The 23,141-nt window shown below is 47.8% G+C and carries 12 protein-coding genes; all 12 read right to left on the reverse strand.

Going from position 1 to position 23,141, the window contains the following annotated elements:
• Positions 1-9: 9 nt before the first annotated feature.
• Positions 10-2,712, reverse strand: a complete 2,703-nt coding sequence (locus PaeBR_RS22260) for a stalk domain-containing protein (RefSeq protein ID WP_410512619.1) — start codon at positions 2,710-2,712, stop codon at positions 10-12.
• Between the two features lie 729 nt (positions 2,713-3,441).
• Positions 3,442-7,470 (reverse strand): Ig-like domain-containing protein, encoded by a 4,029-nt coding sequence (locus PaeBR_RS22265; protein ID WP_410512620.1) that lies wholly within the window; start codon positions 7,468-7,470, stop codon positions 3,442-3,444.
• Between the two features lie 153 nt (positions 7,471-7,623).
• Positions 7,624-8,826 (reverse strand): methionine adenosyltransferase, encoded by a 1,203-nt coding sequence (gene metK, locus PaeBR_RS22270; protein WP_410512621.1) that lies wholly within the window; start codon positions 8,824-8,826, stop codon positions 7,624-7,626.
• Positions 8,827-8,982: 156 nt separating this feature from the next.
• On the reverse strand, positions 8,983-9,258 hold the full coding sequence (locus PaeBR_RS22275) for a small, acid-soluble spore protein, alpha/beta type (RefSeq protein WP_410512622.1): 276 nt from the start codon (positions 9,256-9,258) through the stop codon (positions 8,983-8,985).
• A gap of 149 nt (positions 9,259-9,407) precedes the next feature.
• Positions 9,408-9,929, reverse strand: coding sequence for a hypothetical protein (locus PaeBR_RS22280; protein WP_410512623.1), 522 nt, complete (start codon positions 9,927-9,929; stop codon positions 9,408-9,410).
• Positions 9,930-10,048: 119 nt separating this feature from the next.
• Positions 10,049-12,799, reverse strand: a complete 2,751-nt coding sequence (locus PaeBR_RS22285) for an S-layer homology domain-containing protein (protein ID WP_410512624.1) — start codon at positions 12,797-12,799, stop codon at positions 10,049-10,051.
• A gap of 478 nt (positions 12,800-13,277) precedes the next feature.
• Positions 13,278-13,619 (reverse strand): hypothetical protein, encoded by a 342-nt coding sequence (locus PaeBR_RS22290; protein WP_410512625.1) that lies wholly within the window; start codon positions 13,617-13,619, stop codon positions 13,278-13,280.
• Positions 13,620-13,772: 153 nt separating this feature from the next.
• Entirely contained in the window at positions 13,773-17,696 is a 3,924-nt protein-coding gene (locus tag PaeBR_RS22295; RefSeq protein WP_410512626.1) for an S-layer homology domain-containing protein, read from the reverse strand.
• A gap of 158 nt (positions 17,697-17,854) precedes the next feature.
• On the reverse strand, positions 17,855-18,982 hold the full coding sequence (locus tag PaeBR_RS22300) for a glycosyltransferase family 4 protein (RefSeq protein WP_410512627.1): 1,128 nt from the start codon (positions 18,980-18,982) through the stop codon (positions 17,855-17,857).
• A 115-nt stretch (positions 18,983-19,097) separates the two neighbouring features.
• Positions 19,098-19,844, reverse strand: a complete 747-nt coding sequence (locus PaeBR_RS22305) for a WecB/TagA/CpsF family glycosyltransferase (RefSeq protein ID WP_410515275.1) — start codon at positions 19,842-19,844, stop codon at positions 19,098-19,100.
• Between the two features lie 15 nt (positions 19,845-19,859).
• Positions 19,860-20,981: a polysaccharide pyruvyl transferase CsaB gene (gene csaB / locus PaeBR_RS22310; RefSeq protein ID WP_410515276.1), complete on the reverse strand. Its 1,122-nt coding sequence runs from the start codon at positions 20,979-20,981 to the stop codon at positions 19,860-19,862.
• Entirely contained in the window at positions 20,957-23,029 is a 2,073-nt protein-coding gene (locus PaeBR_RS22315; protein ID WP_410512628.1) for a DUF5693 family protein, read from the reverse strand. The genes csaB and PaeBR_RS22315 overlap by 25 nt, the downstream gene beginning before the upstream one ends.
• Positions 23,030-23,141: the final 112 nt, after the last annotated feature.

Genomic DNA, 23,141 nt, shown 5'->3' on the forward strand with positions numbered 1-23,141 from the left:
ATTACCATATCATGATTCGATCGTTACGGTCTTCGTTTCCTGTGCCCATTTTACGCTGAGACCCAGCTGCTCCGAGACCAGTCTAAGGGGTACTAAAGTCCTGCCATTCAGGGATAAAGGGGCTACTTCGGCGCTTTGACGTTTTCCGTTCAAGAGGAATTCTTTGTTTCCTAACGTCAGATCCAGCACCTTGGAACCACGTAGCACCATTATTCTCTTGGCTGCTGCATCCCAACCCGCACTTCCGCCGAAGGCGTCAAGCACATAGCGGATCGGTACGTACGTGCTGCCGTTTTTTATAAGAGGCGTGACATCAATGGCCTTTTTAGTGCCGTTCACCGTCATTGATTTTTGTCCCATAGTCATCGTAACCGTTGCGTCAGGGAGTCCTGCGTCACTGGACAAGGAAGGCATGGTAAAGGACAGGTTGTCAAAAGCTACCGTACCCGTCTTGGCCCGTTCATCCTGTCCTTCTTCCACATTCACTACATAAAGACGTTTCAGTGAAGCCGGGAATTTAATGCCGGAGCCCGTCAAATCAATGTTTATCTTCCTCCAGCCATTCCAGTCGATGATTTTCGCCAAATCTACATATACAGTCGCGCCGCTGTTGTCCACCAGCTCCGCACGCAGCCAGTTCAGACTCATGTCGCCCATCAAATCAACCGACATGGAGGTGGCTGCTGCCGGGATGGTTTTCCCCGTGGTCCCGTTTAGCTGGGCATAGGCATACATTTTTCCGCTGCCCGCCGTCATATCATAACTCAGGCTAAGCACCTTGGAACCAGCGCGGTCGCCGCTGCCTTCGGTTACAGCCGCAGTGCCCTTGACTGCAGGGACGTTGGTCGTAAAGGCAATCGGATAGGTTACATTCTCGAAATTCTCCCATATGCTGGCTGTCGCTGTGGATAGAACCACTGCGGTGCTGAACCCGTCATAGCGGGCAATAGCATATCCTGTTGTCGCCCCTGGATTTACAGAGTCTACGGTCAGCTTGCCGTCGTTCACACTACCCTTAAAGCCGATAAATTCCCATTTCAGGGCGGAATTCAGCACAGCTATCGTGGCTCCGCTCCTTGTAAGGGCTGTTACCGGAACAGAAACCGAGCTTCCGGCTGTCAGCGAAGCTGTTGCGGTGCCCACGGTCAGGCTGCTCAGATTATCGCCGCCAAGCACAGTAACTTTGGTGGAAGCACTCGCGGAGCCGCTGACAGCCTTCAGAGTTACCGTACCGGGCTTCACTGCAGTTGCTTGCCCAGCGCTTACCGTTACGCTGCCCCCGCTCGACGTCCAGGCCGGATTGCCGGAAGCTACATCTATCGGATTATAGTAAGTATCATAGCCTTTTAATGAATAGGCAGCCTGCTGCCCGATCAGAAGCACCGAGCTGCCGCTGATTTTGATTCCTTTCACTTCACCCTGGGGAGCTGTCGTATACACACCCAATCCATTCACGATACTGCGCTGCTCGGTTCCATACTCGGTATTAAAAGTAAGGCTGGTGGAGGTTTCGGCGAGCGGCCGGTCTACCATTGTAGTGGAACCCCCGCCATCGAGGTTGAGGCCTTTCCAGACACCGATACGGGTCATGAAAGACTGCAGCTCCGACAACGACAAGCCTGCGCTGTTGTCATTCTTCTCCCCTGCTATCACATAGACGTAACGACCGTCCTGCGAATAACCGAGAGCCGTCCGGGCGCGATAGCCGCCAATGCTGCTTACAGAGCGTGAGAACGCCGCTGCTTTGCCGTTATCGACCAGGATGGTATGCCCCCCGATCATCATTTGTAGACTGGCAGGATCTAATGTCTGCTGCGTTGTTTGTGAAATCAGGGAGTAGGTGCTGTCCACTGTCTGTCCAACTGCCGTATGGGCAATAACATATTTTGAAGCCAGACCGTGCGCCCGAAGAATATACGCTCCCTGCGGAACCGCCATCGGCAGCGCCGCATTTTCTGAAATCTGCGTAATTACGCCGTTCTCAACAAGCACCTCCGTAGGTGTGGTCGAGCTGTTTTTGGGACGCTCCAGCGCCGTCCAAGCATCCGTATAAATATACAGAGCGTTGGCATGGCTGTATGTAGAGCTGCCGTCTTCAGGAGTGTATGCGCTCTTGTTCATCCCGGAAAGAGGGAACTGGGCACTGTCCTCCGCCGTTACCATACCCTCAAAGGAAAACTCGTCAATCACCGGCTTTCTGTCCTTCGTCACGGCAAACGCATACATCCCGTCCAGCTGCGATGGCGTTGATACCATTACTCCGGACGAGATCTGGCCGCCCATTGGCGCCCCTTCCGCGGAGGTGTTGAAAAAATCACCATTCACTGCCGCCACCGCTCCGGTCTCTTTAGCCATGCCGCCCGTACTCTGGCGGGTAGTCAGTTTACCGTCTTTGCCTGTCATCACATCGAGGGAAACATAAGGATTGTTTAAATCAACACGGATAACATCCGCCAGCCCGGTGACATTCTTGCCAGAGCGTGCAGCGGTATACTTATATTTCATCATTATTGCGCCGGAAGTAATCACTTCTTCGCCAAGTTTGGTCACATTAAAAGCAGATTCTGCCGCCTGAGCAACCGATGCGGAGCCATGTCCTAATTGCAATATTCCTTCACTGCCGATCACCGGCATAATCCATAGCACACCCGCAAGCGAAGCAGCAACCCACTTCATGGTGCTCGATGATTTTTTCGTGGAAATCTTATTCATTTAAGCGTAACTCTCCCATCTCTTAACTTTCTCTGCAGGTCTATTCAGAGTCTGGAAATTTAGAGTCTATTTTCCCAGTACACTTTTAATAGACTGAATTATAGAGGAAAAGTTGCGAATTGGTAGATTAATAGCTGAACTGTGAGCAGATAGACCTGGCGGCTGGCTATTCCCGGAACTACGATGAATGTTTGGACTTCCGATCGCTGTTATTCCTGGATTCCCTGATTGAACCGCTCCCCGCGGTAGGAATCCAGGAATAGCGTATGCTTTCGAAGCGAGCTTTCCTACGGAAAGCTTTCGGGCGAACGCTCCGCTTCTCCAGTTCCAAAATTCCTCTCCGTTCCTCCTATAACCGGCTGGTAGACAATAGTGAAAAGCTCAGCTATTCACTAGAGGGAGAGGGCAAAAAGAAAACCCGGACTCATATAATAGAGTCCGGGTTAGTTTTTTTTAGCAAAAGAGATCAAAGACTAAACGCTAACACCCAAAACCAAACTGCGTTCAACGATTCTCGTGTACTTAATTGTATTTCATACAATTATTACAGGCTTATTTGCTGCATGACTGACTATAGCTGCACTCTGTACAATTAAAAACCAGGAAAAGGGTCTTTAATGGCCCATCTTCTGTGAATAGCTGCACGGAATGCAATTATTGAGCGCTTGGCCGGAAATATGGAGTTTTAGTTGTACGTTGTGCAACTACCTAATATTTACTCCGACGTGCTTACAAGTAATCCGCCTTGTTCAGCATCCGCTGCAGCATTACAGCGGCTTGACCCCGGCTGGCGTTGCCTTGCGGCTGAAATACGCCGGGGGAGACGCCGAGGATAATGCCGGACTGAATGGCTTTGGCGACGAACTCGTCGCTTTGGATTTTGGACTTGTCCTTGTAGGATGACAGAACCGATACCGTTGTACCCTTTAGCGTAATGGGATGATCGGTGTACTCCATGGCGCGAATCATCATGATAGCCATCTGCTCACGTGTAATAAAAGCATTCGGACGGAAGGTTGCATCGGGATAGCCGGTAATAATGCCGGCTTTGGTTGCTGCACCGATATAGTCGCCCGTTTGCGTGGAAGGCTGCACATCGCGGAAGCGCTGAGCCATTTCACGGCTGCCCTGCAGTCCTAATCCCCGGCTAAGGATGACTGCGAACTCGGCACGGGTTATTTTTTGCTCGGGCTTGAAGTTTTTGCCGTAGCTGCTGTCGATGATATTCTTGGTCGCAAGCTCCGAGACGGCAGCATGGCTCCAGTGTTTCCCCATATCGTTGAACGAGCGCAGCGACAGATAAGCCCCCATCACTTGATTGCCTTCCGTCTTGGCACGAAGGACTGTATAGCTCCCTACTTTGCTGAAGGTTGTAGGAAGGTAAGCTGCATCGCCGTAAGTTGTCTCCAACCTGGCTAACGAGACCTGCGGCTCATTCAGCATCGCTGTTGTCCGCACGCTGTATTCTCCAGCCACGCTTATATCCAAGGGATTGGAGTAATTCTCGTTAGCTACCGCCATCAGCCGATAGTCCAAAAGACTTGTGATATTTTGCAGCCCGCTATTCTGCAGTTTCTGCTCTAATGTACTATACGTGCCTGATGGAACCTTTTCCAACCGAAGGACAATGGAGATGCTGCTGCTGTTCGCATTTAAGCTGCGTACAAGGCCGGACATATCTATTTTGTCCAAGGAAATATTGTACATATGCTCGCCGTAGCGGATGGCAAACTCCGCATTTTTATTGCGGTTCACTGCCTCCAGCAGCGGGGTCAACGGCACGCTTACATAAGCGGCCCGTTCGGTCACAGGTACTTCAAAAGCAAGGGAAGCACTCCCCAGCTTGGATAAATACTCGTAGCTTTCCTTCAAGCGTTCTGCGGTAAGGCTGTATCTTTTAATTGATTGATTGTACTTGGAAACATCGTCTGCAGCTTTGGCGGAGTCGCTTTTCAACAGTGGATAGGCTTCTCCGAACTCATTACTGGTGAGAGTAGTCAGGTAGGAAGGCCCGCTTCCGGCAGTCGTTCCACTCAAATTTTGCACACTGAGCGTAGTGAATGAAGCTAACGCAGTACCGCTTAGATCTTTAATTGACCCCGTTCCGGCCATATAGGACAAATCGATGACTTGTCCGCTTTTCACCAATGAGGTCAGTGTGAGTGTGAGAGTGTTCCCTGATACATAAGCAGACTGCACTCCCAGATTACTTCCATCCGCTCTAACCGCGAACTGGCTCCCGGACAACCCTGAGGCGGCAACCATGCTTTTATTAAAAGTTACACTCAGCTTATCACCTGAAATGGTCGCCCAGCTAATCTCGGGTACTGCACCTGCCCCCGACACCGACACATTCTGCAGATTAATAAACCCCGCGCGGTTACCATTGAAGTCGCTAAGACCTGCCGTTCCCGGTACATACGAAACAGTAGCAGTCTGACCCACTGTTAGGGCCGTCTGCAATGTTAGAGTCGCCTGGTTCCCGCTTACCGCAACGTCTGTAACATACACCGGTGTACTCCCCGTAAGTACCGAATACTGGCTGATCATGGGTAAGCTGGTCGCTAAGAGACCTTCGTTGTAGGTAAGAACAATTTTATTACCGCTGCCGGAAGCACTCTGGAGCAGAGGAGCCGTTGTATCGTTGCTGTTACGGACAAAAAAATTGGAGAAAGCCGCTATATTCTGCCCGAGCAGATCCTGCAACGGATAGGAGCCTCCATAGTAAGATACCCGTACAACTCCCCCATTAGAAGGCGCATTGCTCAAGGTCAAATACACAATGCTTCCGCTTGAACTCACCGAACTGATGCCAAGTGAAGAACCGTCAGAAGTTACAGAGAACTGGCCATAGGCATAAGGGGATACCGTTTTGAGCGAATCATTGAAATTCAAGGTCAGCGATTGACCGGATACTACGCCGTCTTTCGGCACTGGCAACGCCGATTCAATGTTGTTGGTTACCAGCTGCAGTCCAAAGGTAGAAGCCGTATTTCCGGCTGTATCCTTAATGGTCCGTATGCCTCCGGAATACCCGATCTTTACCACCTGGCCTACAGCAACGCCTGTACTAAGAGTTACATAGACACTGTCTCCCGATATATAAGCGTTATCTATCCTGCGGTACTCATCGTTAACCGTAACAGGGAAGCTTGTTGACAGCAGGGCTATGGAAGAGTCCAGAGCTTCATTATACTTGAGCCGTATGGTCTTGTTGTTATCCAGGACTGCAGTTGCCAGCAGGGGAGCTGTCCGGTCCAGGGCGATGGTTGTGAAGCTCCAAAAGTTTTTGCCGCTTAGGCCGCCATATACAGAGAGGGAATCAGCAGCATCTGTGAATACACCACTCGCAATATCAAAGTAATAAGTAGCGGCATTATCGAGCACCGTGGAGGCTCCTAAATTAATAATAAAATCTCTGGCTGTAGACCCAGGTGTCACTGTAATGGGTACCTTGCCTGCATTATTTTTATATAAAGCTATCCCATCCACTATCGTACTGTTATAGGTTACATCCCGATTGAATGTAATTCCGAAGGTTCTATTGATTGCTACGGAATCACTCCTGTCAACTGGGGATAGCAATACAGGGGCAAGTGGCTGTAAGGAGGACGCTGTTGTATAGTTCCATGTATATGGAGCTGACTCCGGAAACAAATGACCATCCTGATCGTAAAAAGCGCCTTGCGGTATAGTAACGGTATATCCAATACTGCTAAGGAGCGGAGTTGCGCTTGTAGCATGGGCTACGGTTATCGTCCGGCTTCCACCGCCCGTCACCGCTGTGGAGGTCACGTTGACTTTTCTGGCTCTGGCATCACCAGTACCCCCCGGGGATACAGTAATCTCACCACCTGCAGGCCACATGGGCCGATCAAAAGCAAGCTGCAAGGTTCCCGTTGGAGATATGTTTACTGCTGAATTTGCAGGAGTGACCGTCACCGGAATGGACGCTGTCCCTTTCGTGCTGAAGCTCCATGTGGTTCCGCTGGAAATTCCGGCGAAGGTCGTAAAGTCCGTATCTCTAAAAGCATACGAATCCATCAGCACATAATAACTTGCGCCTGCCGACAGAGTCACCCCCGTTAAGTCAAGCCTAACCGTAGTAGTGGCTGGATCGCTTAAATCCACCTGTACTCTTGAATCCGTACTCACCTTAAACTCCCGGACAACCGAATTGTTCGCTGAAGAAATCAGCTGAATAGAACCGCTGCCTTTGCTCAAATTCTTATTTAACTTAAAGCTCAGCTCGCCAAGCAAACTAGCATCCACTCTTGCATTATTAAGAGGCACGAAGCTCCCCGCCGTAATGGCCGGATTAACCTCCGGTGCCGTGGTGAACGACCAACTTGCAGCAAGGGAACTGGTTCCTGAGCTATCCTTAAAAGCCCCCGCAGGTATATTCACGGTATAGATCTTATTGGGGTCGAACTTGAGACTCGCAGCCCATTTAATATCATAGACCGTGGAACTGCCTATAAGCCCAGAGTCGAGAGGGATAGATACAAAAATAACACCCGTACCTTGCTCAGTTATTGTTATATTTCCGTTTTGCGGAATTACCGTCCGGTCAAAATTCAATCTAAGAGAAGATGATGTGCTTACGTTCACTGCTCCCGATGAAGGCGAGGTGGTCATACCAAAATCAGCCGCTGCATATACCACCGGAGTACCCATATCTATAAAAGGAATTCCATTTCCCAATAGCAGGCTTCCGGCAAGAAAGAGCGCCGTCCATGTTGATTTTTTTCTTTTCATGCGGTAAAAGACTCCTCTCAAGCTCGTCAGTATGTATAGAATATATTTCGGCTCAAGAGCTTCCAAAGTTTAGCATATAAAAAAGACCCGTGAGGCCGATCACTTCACTCGAGTGATCAGCCTCACAGGTCACCTTATAATAATTGCGTGTAACTACAATTGCGCTTGTGATTTCAGCAAATCTGCCTTATCGACACGCTCCCAAGGAAGGTCAATGTCTGTACGTCCAAAATGGCCATAAGCAGCAGTATGCTTATAAATCGGTTTACGCAGATCGAGCATGGAAATAATTCCTGCCGGACGCAGGTCGAAGTTTTTGCTGATTAGCTCTACCAGCTTCTCTTCACTCACCTTGCCTGTCCCATAAGTGTCCACGTTGATCGATACTGGATTCGCTACACCGATAGCGTAAGCCAGTTGAATTTCACATTTATCAGCAAGACCTGCAGCCACAAGATTCTTGGCTACATAACGCGCAGCATAAGCTGCGGAACGGTCTACTTTTGTAGGATCTTTACCGGAGAAGGCTCCCCCGCCATGACGAGCATATCCACCGTATGTATCTACAATAATTTTGCGGCCGGTCAGACCTGCATCGCCTTGAGGCCCGCCAATAACGAATCGTCCTGTTGGATTAATAAAGTATTTGGTTTCACCATCCAGCAATTCAGCAGGCACAACGGGCAAAATAACATGCTCTTTAATGTCAGCCTGAATTTGCTCCAAGGTAATCTCTTCCGCATGCTGCGTGGATACTACAATCGTATCTACCCGAACAGGCTTCTCATCCTGATATTCAATGGTTACTTGTGTCTTGCCGTCCGGACGCAAATAGTCCAAAGTGCCATCCTTGCGGACTTCAGCCAGTCGGCGGGCAATTCGGTGGGACAAAGCAATCGGCAGCGGCATCAGTTCAGGAGTTTCATTGGTGGCAAAACCGAACATAAGCCCCTGGTCACCTGCTCCGATATTCGCGGTTTCTTCCGCTACTTGTGCAGGATCCCGACCTTCCAGAGCTGCGTTTACTCCTTGTGCGATATCCGCAGATTGCTCATTCAGCGATGTCAGCACTGCACACGTATTATAATCAAAGCCATATTTAGCCCTTGTATACCCGATTTCCTTAATCGTATTTCGTACAATCGCAGGAATATCAACATACTCGGACTTGGTGCTGATCTCCCCTATAACCAGAACTAGACCCGTAGCTACGGCTACCTCACAGGCCACACGCGCATTTGGATCATTGGCCAGAAATGCATCCAGCACTGCATCCGAAATCTGATCACAGATTTTATCCGGATGTCCTTCCGTAACGGACTCTGAAGTAAACAGATGGCGTCCTTTAATCGACATGAATTCAACCTCCCATATAAATAGTTAAAAAAAAATGAACCTTCTCCATATGGAAAAGGTTGTTGGTTTTCCTCAAAAGTCATATTAACGCATTTGAGATAGGGTGTCAATTGAAGTCTGCACGTTCTGTTACAGCCCGTAGACTGTTCTATATTTTTATCGGAAAAGCGATTGTTCGGCTTGCTTCACAAGTCTTTTGGTAATTTCCCCGCCTACCGAACCATTTTCACGGGAAGTGAGTTGTCCCAAATAAGGGGTGCGAGAGCTACCCTGAGCGGAGCCGCCCAATGACCCTAATTCAGAAGCAAACTCTGTGTCTGCTCCTCCACCATAACTAGCCCCATACAACCCGAATTCAGAAGCAATTTCATATTGCATTTGTTTCAGCATTGCCCGGCTTTCCGGTACGATCTTGCGATTAGTACGTGCCATGTGCTGCACCTCCTGATTAGTTAAGATTACAAGAGTATTGTGTGCGCAACATGCAATATTCAATCGCATTAATGTTTGGAAACGGAGGAAATGAAATCATTACGTATGATCCATAAATAAAAAGGGCATCCTTTATTATAGAAAATTAATTATTGCAGTGTATAACCGCCGCGAACCATAACAACGAGTCCGGAGGTCAGTCCATTCTGTACGGCAATTCCCCGGCCATCACGCGGATAAGACAGCAAATGATTTGTGGGAACAGCTTGTCCATTGGATAAATCCTTACCGTCTGTCAGATCTGCCACACCATTACTATCTGTCGAGTAAATAATGGCCTTGCCAGTGCGAACGATAAATTCTGCACCTGCGGAAGCGATTAGTGTTTGACCTGGTTTAACATCGACAATTACGACTGCGTCCGAATCAGAGGAACCTGTTCCTGGGGTCTGAGGTGCAGGAGCAGCAGTTGCGGATGGTGTAGTGACAGACCCGCCCAATGCTTTCTGAATTTGCTGGTCTACATAGCTTTTTGTAACCACTGGATCATCAGCTGTTCCTGGCTGAGTACCTACGCTGGCACCGTCGGCCGTAACATTTAGAATTGATCCTGCCCAGATACCGATCGACAAGAGAAGGGATACTGCAGTGATTTTATATATGGGTTTCATTTTTTTCCTCCTTATATCCTTAAATTCACTCCGTTCAAAGCTGAATATAGAAAAGACTCTGCGAAGCTTAAGCTTCGCAGAGTCTTTCGCAAAAATTGAATCTACTTCGTGTGAGTAAATTATTTAGCTGTTACAGTCACAGCAGTTTTGAGTGTGTTGTTTTGAGCATCTTTACCTACAGTAGTAGCAGCAGTTGTTACTGTTACACCGGAGATAAATGCAGAACTGCTGTAAGTGAAGGTGGCAGTAATATCACCATCAGCTACTTTGATATCAGAACCGTCTAACGATCCATTATTGTCTAGATCGATATAAGTTACAGTTCCATTATATTTCACCAGACCCTTAAGATTAAGAACGACTTTACCTGCGTCTGAACCAGTACCATCTGTAATATTAACAGCAGTCAATCCAGTCACAGCATTACCATTGATTTTTACAACGAAATCTTGATAAACAGCAGTTCCAACTGTGAGTGTTTCGCCGAATCCAAGAACCAATTTGTTGTCAGATGTAAGAGCCGCAGTAGTAAGAACCGGCTTCGTATTATCCACAACAGCAACTGTACCAGTGTAAGTGTTCAATGTAGCACCATTAGTAGCTGCTACGTTTGCCACTGTAAGTACGGAAGTTGGATCAGTAGCTGAGATCGTTCCAGAAGGAAGCGTAATTGTAGCAATCTTTTGGTCACCGTCAAGGTAGATAGTTGTGCCAGCTGGAAGTGGCTTGCCAGCCAATGTGTAGTTTGCAACGTCAGTTGCAGAATTCGCTACAGCTCCACCTTTTACAGCAGTACCAAAGTTAACTGTGATTACGTTAGCAGAAGCAGCAGCAGATGTCAGACTGAAAGTTGTAGAACCTCCACCGAAATCAACTGTGTAGTTAAATACATCAGATGTATTAGCAGCTTCCGACAGGTCAGTTACCAAACTGGATGGGAATGAGAATGCAAAGCTACCAGTTTGTGCAGCAGCAGTAACTACAGAGTAAGTTACTTGTTTGTCGCCTGCAACGATTGGATCTGCAGTGAAACCACCCAGCAATGAGCCAGTTACAATAACGCCATTCATGTTAACGATGACAGGCAACGCAGGAGTAGCGTTTGCTTTCAATGCTTCACTGAAAGTAATTACTACATCGGTTACTTTACCGTCGGAATTTTTAACTACTTTGAAGCCTGTTGCTACTGGTTTAACAGTATCTTTGGACAAAGTTACTGATTGGGAACCAGCAACATAAGCGTTACCGAGATCATCCTTAACAGTTCCACCAATTACAACGGAAAGTGTACGGGATGCTTTTGATGCAAAGAGTGCAGTATCTACAGTCAACAAGTATTTTTTGTTGTCAATTTTGGAATAAGTATAAGGCACTGGTGCAAGCAACTCATCTTTAACAGCACTTAATGTAAGAGCGCCAGCCACAGTAGCTTCTTCCATATCTTTGCTGAATGTAACCAAGATTGCTCTGTCACTGTAAGCGCTCAATGTTGCTGTTGGAGCAACAGTATCAACAGTTACGGAGAAAGCTTGGGAAGCAGTTACTGTAACATTTCCACTCTTATCAGTAAGGTTTACCAATTCCAGTGTGTGGTTAGCAGTTGAAGACAGGTTCAATCCAGTGATTGTACCAGTGTTAGTACCACCAAATGCTACTGGATAGTAAGTACCATCTACTTTTGCAGTAGCACTTTGGATTGGCTCAGAAACTGTTACTGTAAGTTTTGTTGCAGCTGTTGTATTAGTCTTAGCTGATACAGAAGAAATTACAGGTTTTACAGTATCTTCATAAGTCAGAACAGATGTAAATTTAGCTGTTTTCTTGTCAGCATTGTCAGCCAAAGTAATCGGCTCAACAACAGCAACAGCATTAGTTACTTCAACTTCTGCAGCAGTTGCAAATGTCAATGTAGCAGTATTTCCACTCAATGAAATGGAAGTAGGAATAGCAGTACCAATTTTGTAGTTAGCAAAAGTCTTAGCAGCTGTTTCGTCAACTGATCTGTTGAACTTAACTTCTACTTGAGTAGCGTTAACTGGAGTGAAAGAAAGTACCTTAGCGGAAGACAATGTTACTTTAACTGCGTAGTCAAAGCCATTGTTCTTGAAAGCTACTGTAGTTTCAACACCTTCTACCAAAGCAGAAGCAGGAGTTACAGTTGCTGTAGTCTTGTCAGCGAAAGTTACCAACACACTAGTTGGGCTCAATGCTTCTGCAGAAACTACTACTGGAGCGGATTTAAGAATGTCAACTTGGTAAGCTGCGCCTACTACCAATGCGCGAGTAGCGTTACCTTGGAAGTTAGTGCCTGCTGCTACCAGTCCTTTGTTGATTGCCGCTTGAACATATCCTTTAGCCCAAGCTGATGCTGTGTTGTCTGCAGTTGCAGGCACTTCCAGCTTCAATGCACGTACCAGTACAGTTGCAACTTCTTGCACGGATACTTTACCGGATGGATCGAAAGTAGTTGCAGTTTTACCAGTCATCAGTCCAGCTGCATTAACTGCTTCGATGTAACCGCGTGCCCAGTGGTTAGCGTTGTAGTTCTTGTCTTTGAAAGACAAAGTGGTTTTTACTTCTTTCAGGTCTAACAATTTAGCAATGATCTTAGCGAACTCAGCGCGAGTCAAGTCTTTCTCAAGGCGAGCTTGACCGTCCGGATATCCAGTAAGGATACCTTTCGCTGCCAGTGCGTTGAATTGTGCTTCTGGAGTTGTTGCAGTTTCACCAAACGCCACAGAGGCAAACATCGAGAATGCCATTGCTGTAGATAATGCTACGGATAAAATTTTCTTCATAACCTTTTTTTCTCCTCCTTGGACAATCGTGAACTTGGTATTTTCTTTAGTTGGGTAGCTCATGTCACTCATTAGCCGATGCACCCCCTTTCCCGAGTTGAGCATATTAAGTATAAATAATGTCTGTGACGGGTATCACAGAAACTGGTAAACAAATTCAGACATGACAATACTAGATTCCTAATTCTACCTTAGCATTATACAATGTGCCTCGAGTCACGTAAAGCTAATTCTTTCCATTTGGTTAGAAGGGCTTGTGTAATGACTCTACATCTTAAACGCAGATGTTTTGTAAAAGTTGCGCTGACTGCAAAAAAAATTTCAATATTGTTACTAACTTTGTTTTCGTTCCACCCCAAAGTATAATTCACTTGTATGTAATGCAAACTTTTTCTAGTATTGGGCGGCTACGGAAATCAGTATAGCATGACTGAACCGGCGCGTCATTATACAATATTTGTTAAGTTAATAAACATATTTATCCTGTTCTAAACGTACATACCCATGAAAAAAAGCGCCGGCAGCGGCGCTTTCTTCTATAACATATATACTAGCGAATCTTCATGGACAGCAGGATAAGTTCCTGGCGTTTCTCCGGACTTGTATTCACATTGTTGTACAGGGCATCTATATTCTCACGATTATCACGATAGCTCTTCTCATGCTTGATGGTGGCATGGGACCAATCAATCAATGCGTTCTCGGCAACAATCAGATCATTGTATGCATCATGGAAGCCGGTAGCCTGTACAAGGCCTTCCATCACTTCCTGCGAGATTTCCTGGAGCGCCCGTTTGGCCGTAATCTCCTTCTCCAGTTCCTTCGCTCTATTCTCAAACTTATTTTTTGCTTTCATGTAGTCCAGCTGTGCTTTGGATAAAATCGGTTTCATCGATGGCTTTCACCTTTCAGAACATAATATTGTCTTAGTTATTGTAACGTATCCCTCAACAGATTACAAAGTTTAATCTTTCTGTTAAGAACAGTATATTACAAAAATGCCGGTCCGCGTACCCTTCCCGCAGACCGGCTGTTATATGATCCCTTAGTTAAAATTTTTCGGGAAGATGGTTGTACTCTTCTGCAAGAGTGCTACAGCGATTTTACCAGCCTCTGCTCTTGTCAGTTTACCCTTCGGATTGAAGTTATATACGGGCTTCTTCTGACCCGTGACGATAATTGGACTGCCCTCCATAATCTTGGCCTTGGATACAGCATCGATGGAAGGACGGGAATAGAATTCCATACTTCCTGTATCCACGAAGGATTTGCTCAGGCCGGTTAATAGCTTGTCGTTATTCAGGGACAACTTCAGCTTAAGCGCCCGGGCAATCATAACAGCAGCCTGCTCACGAGTCAGGGCAATTGTAGCACCGAAGAATCCATCGCTAAGCCCGGTAACAATACCGGCTCTGGCCGCAGTCTCGATATGTGCATAATCCCAAGTAGCAGCACTGGACTCCGGTACGATATCAAAGAAGGTCTGCTGCTTTGTATCATAATCCAAAGGAATGTTGAGACCATTTACAAGCAGTGTAGCAAACTCGCCCCGTGTCGTTGTATCATCGGCACCGAATTGATCCGCACGCAAGTTCTCCATGATTCCTTTGGAATACAGACCATTTAAAATGTTTCTTGCCCAAGGATGGTTCGTAATATCGTTATAGCCACGGCGCAGCTTCATGACGGTGTAATATCCGAATTCGTCAAATGGAACAGTGACCGTATGACTCTTCGTATTAACTTCACCGCCTATGTTCTCCCAGACTCCTTTATCCGTATATTTAAACACGGTAACCGTCGACCCCACTTCATCAACAATGTTGGAGCCGAAGGAAAGTGTCAAATCTCCACGCTGGGAAGGAACGATTTTGCGCTCATAATCATATCTGGTGAAATATCCTTCTGTAGAATAAGGAGCTATCCCATTTGTCGCGGCAATAAATCCGGTAACGCCCTTGGTTCCTTTCTCACCCAGACCGCCGCTAATCCAGTAAATGTCAGATACACGCGAAAAGTTAATCGTTGCAGCATTGGACGTAAAGTATTGAGTCAACTCGTCCGGGATATCAATCCCTGTCGCTCCGAGAGGCGTTCTGGCATCAAGGTCTACGTTGATAGTGTTGCCGTAATCATTCTTCCGTTCTACAACGCCATCCTTCGGATCGGCAATCCCGAATAGCAGTTTCGTGTCCGGATAATATTTAGCCGCACCCGAGGTCGTATAGCCCTTCAATAAGGTTCCCTTCGGGAAGCTGAGCTCCAGCCCCTTATTGAATACACTGTATTTGGCTGCCACTTTCTCCGCCATATACTGCGTGTCGACCTGGACAGCACTAGCGTAATAGACATTGACCGTAGCGTTCAGTGTAGAATCCGCACGGACAATCTGAATTTTGATGACTGTTGCCTTGTCCGGCTTCAACCCCACAAAGTCATATACAAATCTGTCGGGAATATCCGCACGTTCGATGGCTTCATACTTGTCGATCATTACCTTCGTTGCCCCTTCGGCTTCGATATCAAACCGGACGAAGTTTTTGTTGACTACGATTTGATCTCCTACAGTTGAAACTGGAGACAGAATCCGGTATGGCGTTACTTCACGCAGCACCTCAAGCCGTTGTGTCGTACGTGCCCCAGTGCTGTTAATCAGCTCCAGGTTGTATACATGGCTGCCCGGCGCATCGAACTTAAAGCCGCTGAGCCGCAGAATGAAGTCTGAACTATTCCCCGCGTAGGCATAAGTATAGTTCTTGGTATTGTAAATAAAGTTTCCCGAAGGTATCAATTCTTTGATCCCGGTAAGCATGGAGTTACTGCCTGACGTTGTGGTGGAAAACAGCAGCTGGGAGCCATCGTAAACATTAAGGATCGAGGCTCCTCCCCCTCGAAGGATGAGGTCATATTCCTGCTGGTTGGTCACATATTTCTCATCCTTATACAGAAAATCCGTAGTCAGGTTAAGAATTTTCCCTAACGAATCCGCCGTATACGTGGTGAGGTCTTTAGATGTGAGTGCAGGCCCATTCTTAAGTACAGGATGGAATGTCTTCAGCGTCGATCCATTGGTATCAATCACATAGATGCGCAGTTCCTTGCGGATTTCCCGCCGGTTGCCCAATGAATCCTTCGATACGCCAATGAGAACAATGGTGTTCTCGCCGTATACCAGCGGGCCAGATTGTGTAATAGGCAGTGTATTGCTGAAGGTGGTTAGTGAAGTTGTCACTCCAAGTGCCATCGTCCCAGGGTCCGATATTCCATTTACAAACAGCTGTGCGCTTTCGATATTCTCGAATCCGATGTATTGCCCCGAAATCTTCATTGTCGGATTGGAGTCGGAGCTGAATGTGTAGGTCTGTCCATCATACAAGCTGTCTACGTAGATATAACTCTTGGTTACATAAGTAATGTTTACATCCGTTTTCGATGCTGATCCTTTAAATTGAAACCTTACAGATTGCTGACCCGTAGAGAAAGCGGTAATTTTATATACTTGTTCATTGGCAGTGATACCGGTGGCACCCGATACCAGACTCATTAAGACTACATTAGGACTGATTGGCAGATAAGTACCCGTCAATTCCTTGAGAGGAGATGCAAGATTGCTATTCCCCTTAACCAGAATATAGAAATCCCCAGTGTCTACCTGTGCCTTGTCCAATGCCAGTTTGGAGGCGGCAGTTATGCTGCCTGTTCCAGAGTAACCTTTAAGATAATAAAGACTCGAAATTACCGTTTCTCCCGGCAAATAGTTATAAGTGCCGACTTTGGATGTTTGAAAATTGCCTGCTGCGTATTTGACACCCACAATAACTTGGGTAGAAGTCGGAGCGATAACAAAAGACGTCTTGAATGATACGAGACGGTAAGCGGGCGTTACTCCGTCAGAGCTTGGAATAATGATCTCATCATTCTCATTGCCAGGCGTCTCCACCCATTGATTGGAGGCATTATATCCATAGGATTTCAATATTTGAAATGTTGCAGGAGTTGCACTGTTATTAATCGTGAGGACCGCATTGTCTTCAAATGAGGTACTAGTGTAAGGAACCAGAACCTGGCCCACCAAATGCGTGGTTCCATCTTCTGTCTGGGTCAGTGTCGGAATATTACCCATGAGGCTGTTTACAACAGTTCCATAACTTCCGCTTGATGTCCCCTGAACGATTTGCAAATCTGTAAAAGGCTTGGCGGCATCGAAATAATACAGCGACCGCTTGATCGTTATGGAATCTGAAGCATTCTGTACCACAATGACCAAATTATTGATTCCCGAAGTCAACGAGAGTGCTGGTGTAAAAAATGTTCCGTCTTCCAGCAATGTTGTCTGGAGCGCGGTACCGCCATTCAAGGCAACTGTTACTCTGGTGGAATTCGCAACAACGCCCTTCAAGGTTATGGAAGGATTGGGAACAACGACCTGGGTTCCTTCATTCAGGTTGATCGCACTGCTGCCGCCGCCGATAACCTGCAGGCTCTGAATATACGGAATTTGGTCATACAGGACATAAAAGGACTCTGAACGCTCCAGAAGGCCCTGCATCCCGGAGAAAGTGATTTTATTATAACCTGAGAACAGGCTGAGCCCGCTTGTTGTGAAGCGGTTGCCCAGGCCATTGCTGGAATCCACATTCACAGCGCCTAGAATTACATGCGCAGAATCGGTTACCCATGTGCCGCCGCTCTGGCTCAGCTGTTCCACCTTTACTTTCATTGTAGAGGCTGTTACCTGAGAGAATGAACCTGCAATAGTCATGGTACTATTGCTTGTTTTATATACATCATTACGATTGAGTGTGTTCTGGTTAAGTGAAATTGTGTTTCTAAGTTCATTATCATCCGGACTGAAGTATTGTGTTGATGTTATTGCCGCCGAAACGGGCTTGGTGAGCCCCGCCGGAATAAGCGAGACGACCATAGCTGCCAGAAGCAGCCACAAGAAAGGTCTCTTGATGCGTTGCATGTGTATATCTCTCCTTTAGATTCATATTCTCGTTACCCTTATAGTTTTCTATCGGCTTTAACAACCCGTATATTTAGGAATACAAACAAAAAACCCATCCAATTTCGGATGAGTTTTGTTAATTCAGGAATATATTACAAGAATGATACCTGTACAAATTATGATTTGGAGCTTCTTTCTGGATCGACCTTCATACGTAGTCTGAGGATGAAATCAATAACAGGGCGTTTCGTCATACCAATCAGTCCTGTAATTTCAGCACCGATCTGCAGGAAGAAGAGCATCACGCAGATGACTACAAAGGTAACCCAATTCGCTTCTTTCAGTGCGGCTGAGGATTGAATAACAGCCAGTATACCAAAGAAAGTAGCAATGCCATAAATAATAAGCACAGTCTGGCGATGAGTAAAACCAAGCTCGCGCAGGCAATGGTGCAGGTGGCCTTTGTCCGGTGCAAAAATAGGTTTCTTCTGCAGCTTCCGGCGCACGATTGCAAAGAAAGTATCCGACAGCGGTACACCAATAATCAATAACGGCGTAATAAAGGATACGACGGCGATTTGTTTGAACCCAAGCAGTGCCAGCAAAGCCAGGCTGAAGCCCAGGAACAGAGAGCCTGCATCACCCATGAAGATCTTCGCCGGGTGAAAGTTAAAGAAAAGAAATCCAACGATACTGCCCAGCAGCAGCAGACACAGAAGTGCAACCATAACGTTGCCCATCAGCAAAGCCATCACGGCAATCGTTGCAATGGCAATCCCGGAAACGCCTGCAGCCAGCCCGTCCAAACCGTCAATCAGGTTAACCGCGTTCGTGACGCCGACAATCCAGAATATCGTGAGCGGAATAGAGATCCAGCTTTCGAGCGATGAATACGTATTGTTAAAGGGAATGTTTACGAAATCTACAGTAATTCCAAAACCGAATACTACGATACAAGCTGCGGCAATCTGGCCCAGCAGCTTCACCTTGGCTGACAGCTCAAAACGGTCATCGAGACCGCCAAGCAACACAATCAGTCCGCCGCCGCTCAGCAGCGCTTTGATGAAGTTAGCCTCCCGCGAAGTAAAATCATACGGAATAAATTGCAATATGGCAAGCAGGCCTACCACAAACGCCAGAAAAATACCTAGTCCGCCAAGGCGGGGCATAATCTTCGTATGCACTTTACGGGCATTAGGCACATCCGTGGCACCAATCTTAATGGCGAATTTCTTCACCAGCGGTGTCAGGCACAGCGCGAGACCCATGCATACAATAAATCCGGCGATGTATATGATTAACATTTGATCAGCGACCCCCATTTCTCTACCGCATTGAATTATACGCTGTTATAAAAACAAATTCCAATTCTGAAAATGGGCTGTTTTTTTCATTTTTGCAGAGAATTCCGGCATATTATCAAGGTTTTGTGACTTTATCTTTGTCACGCAGCACTTTTAATGCGAATTTCGGCAGCGCAAGCATTCTGCGGTAGCGTGTCGGCTCCTTAAGCAACCGGTAAAGCCACTCGATCCGCAGTTTCTGGAACGCCTTAGGGGCCCGGCGGCTCTTGCCGGAGATGACATCGAAGCTGCCGCCGACCCCCATCATAATCGGAACAGCCAGCCGTGATTTGTATTTGGCAATCCACGGCTCCTGGCTGTCCGCTCCGCGGGCGACAAACAGAATATCCGGCTCCGTACTAACAATTGCGGATACGACTTCCTCGTCCTCCTCCGGACCAAAGTAACCATCACGGAAACCGGCGATGATAATGCCGGGATATTGCATTTGTAACCTTCTGGCCGTTTCCCGAATCACTTCCGGTGTCGACCCCAGCAGGTAGACCTTCCATTTATAGCTTTCTCCTACCCTCAGTAATTCATGTAAAAGATCGAAGCCTGCCACACGTTCTTTCACAGGATTGCCGACGCGTTCGGCAGCCCATACAACGCCTGTTCCATCCGGAACCACCAGCTCGGCAGAGGTCATAATGTCCATATAAGCAGAGCTTTCCAGGGCGCTCATCACCATAATCGGATTGGCCGTAATAATCTGGTGCGGTTGCCGGGAAGAGACCACCTTAACCAAATAAGAAACCGTCTCTTTCAGATCGAGCTTGCTAACCGGAATCCCATAGATGGGTACCGTAGGTATGCCATTCATTTCTTTCACTCCAGATCATCCTTTATGGCTTAAATATTGGGCAATATGCCGGGCCGGCGCTTCCGCCTCGTGAACCAGGGAAGAGATGAGCGGTTCCCGTTCGGCTCTCCATCCGGCTCCTTCTTGCAATAAGTGAACAATTTCCGAAGAAACCTTATCACTGTCCAGCGCTGCTGTAGATCCTACCGGCTGACAATCTATCCGGCTCAGGAAGTTATCAATCTTCGGATCATAAGAGATCCCGATTAAAGGCACACGCTGTCCTGCGGCATAAATCAGACTGTGAAGCCTCATGCCAATCAATACGTCACATCGCTCAACCTCGAGGAGCATTTCCTGTGGATGCACGGCATCCTCGCAAATGCTGATTGTCCCGCCATTCTGCTGGGCGTCCTCTCCCAGCCGCTCCATGATGTAGCGGGAAGCTTCATTGTCAGAGGGCAGGTGGAAGGGCAGGAAACGCAGATGGAGTGGCTGCCTAACACAAGCCTTGCGAAGGCCTTCAGCGATAGCGTTCAGGTCACGCCGGTCACCTTCCCAGAAGCGTACCGATATTCCGACAACGGGAAGGGATGAAGGCTTCGGTGTTCCAGCTTCTTCCGGTAAGGTCAACCCCATCACAGGGTCAGGCACAACCTCAATCTTCTCCCTCGTCAGTCCCATGGTTTGCAGGAGGTCGCGTGATTGCTCGTCCCTAACCGACACATAAGCACATTTGCGGAAGACCGATTTGATTAGGGGATGGAACAGCTTGCGGTTCACCGGACCGACTCCCTGGGCATAGATAAATGTCGGCTTGCCCAGCCATTGGGCCAGCTTGATCACACCCAGGTAGTACGGGATGCTCTTGCTGCCGGTGACATCCTGCAGAAGGCTTCCGCCTCCGCTGATTAGCCCTGAGCTCTTCGAGAGGGCTTGCCGGACTTCACCCAGCTTCATACGATGCACCGATTTCACACCATAGGTGGCGCTTGTCCATTCAGGATCAATGGACAATACAACAGGCTCAATCGCTATGCCTATTGCCTCAGACTGCTTCCTGAGAGCAATTAAGATCGATTGCAGTACAGCTTCATCTCCACTGTTTCGAAAGCCGTAGTAACCGGATATGACTATTGTTTGAGAAGCGGCGACCATCGTTTCCAACACCCTTCCGCAATTTGCCATGCGATTACGGCAATTACTCCGATAATAGCTCCCAATCCCAGACCCAGCAATCCGCGAACAAGAGAGATCAGAAACGGTGAGTGGATATGGGCGAACGTGTCCACCATCGACAATTGGCCGATGACAGCAATAATCATGATGAAGGCTGCGTTACGGTATTTAAAGGCCATAAACGCTCCCAGAATGAAGAGCGGATGCGCCAGCAGGAATTCCTTATTACGCGGACGCACATGAACCGTATTCTCCAGGAACGTACGGAAGGACATTTCCAGGGAGCTTACACTGCCGCTGTTGCCCGTACGGCTTAAATAATACAGACCGAGGACACCCAGCACTCCGGCTGCGATAACCATGGCAAGTGTAATTGGCGTGCGCAGCAGCTTGCCCGTCTTGTTGAAAGCAAATTCGCCGCGATATAAAAGAACATACAGTGCCACAAGTCCGATCGGCGCTAAATGCAGCAGGCTAACCCCCCGGAACTGTTCCAGCACAAGACTGTAGGCTGCATTGTTAAGCAGCGCTGCTACGAAAGGTACTGCACTTAGGGAAATCAATGCAGTCTTAACATAGAGGACAAGACTGTGTATTAATCGGCGCTGCGGGCTCATAATGGCATATGCGCTGCCCGGTTTACTTTTCCTTGCTACCGTGTTTGCAACCTTACCACTCCGTAAAGGCGGACCCAGGACGTTAATCTTACGAATGGCCAGTATCGTTCCAACGGTAGGCGCACTGATCGCCGCCGCAAGCGCCAAGGCTTGCTCGAACAGAACAGGCCTCAGTACAAGAAGCCCCGCACTGCCGATCAGTCCAAACACCAAAGCAGGAAGCGTCAGCCAAGGGATGAAGTAAGAAACCATGAGCGCCACCAGCGCGACGGCTCCGACCACCGCAATCAGCTTGAAATAACGCTGGAACGATGAATCCACCACCTCTAAGGCCGTTGCTGGTCCCATCGTAAAGCCATTGTCCTGTATCTTCTGCACCGCACCGCCGGGGCCGCTAAGACTGGTTATCAAGTTGTCCAGCGTGTCGGTAATTTTTGCTTTGCTTAGATCCCGTGACGGCATCGTGTTCAGGTACAGCATACGGATGTTGCGGTCTTTGGATGCCAGTGCGAAACGGTCGGCAATGACCGCCGGATCGAGTGCAGAATCGGCCTCACTGAGGGAATATAGACGAGTGACATTGTAATCCAGCATATAAGCCAGCTTTTTGAAGCCTTTTTGCTGCTCCTTCAGGTTTTCGATCACCGCAATCCCCATACCACGCTCTTTCAGGAGGCTCGCGAAGGCGGTCAAGCTGTTCATTTGCTCATCGTCGCTAAAGCCTTTCACGGAATCCCCTTCAAACAGAATCCGTGTAACCCCCATACTCTTGTAATAGTCCAGCAGCTTGGCTACAGCATCCTGATTGTACGTCAAGGAGTCCACGAGCCGCGGAACAATATTAAATCCCTTGTCATGCAGCATTTCAACCGTCGATGGATCAGGCTGCATCGGCTTTAACGTAGCATCCTCCACCGGCGACTCAAGGATGAGACCCTTTTGTCCACGGAAGCTCCAATCCCTCGCGGAGATCCCGATGTCACTAAAGGTTTGCCGGATGACCGGTGCCAGAACATTATAATTATCACCGCTGGTAAAAAGCACATACGTAAAGTTCTCATTCTCCCGAATCAGGCTATCCGTCAGCGCTGCCTCTTCCTCAGAGCTAAAGATCATTACACGCCGCGCTTTGCGAAAATCCTCCAGCGTGCTCTCAAAGAGGGCCATACTCTGCACGCCGGCGCTCTTCAAGCGGTCAAGCTGCTCAGCTATATAATCCTGCGGCTTCGCCTGATAACTGGCTACATCCACCAAATCACGGTAATCGAATACAATTTCAACTGTTTTGGAGGATTTCTCCGTCTGCAGACGATCATAGACTACAGGCAGGGCTGCTATCAAGCCAACCACAACCATAATCCATAGCCACTTTCGGGAAAATGTGTTCCATTGCTGCCATTTTTGCTGCACCCCAAGTACCTCCTCTTTCCACTCGATGAACCCTATCACACAAGTAAAAGCCCGGTGTATTCAAGCATGGCTGCTTCACCATGCCACCACCACCAGACTTTTACAAAGATGG

This window comes from Paenibacillus sp. BR2-3, from assembly GCF_046529485.1.
Taxonomy (GTDB): domain Bacteria; phylum Bacillota; class Bacilli; order Paenibacillales; family Paenibacillaceae; genus Paenibacillus_AQ.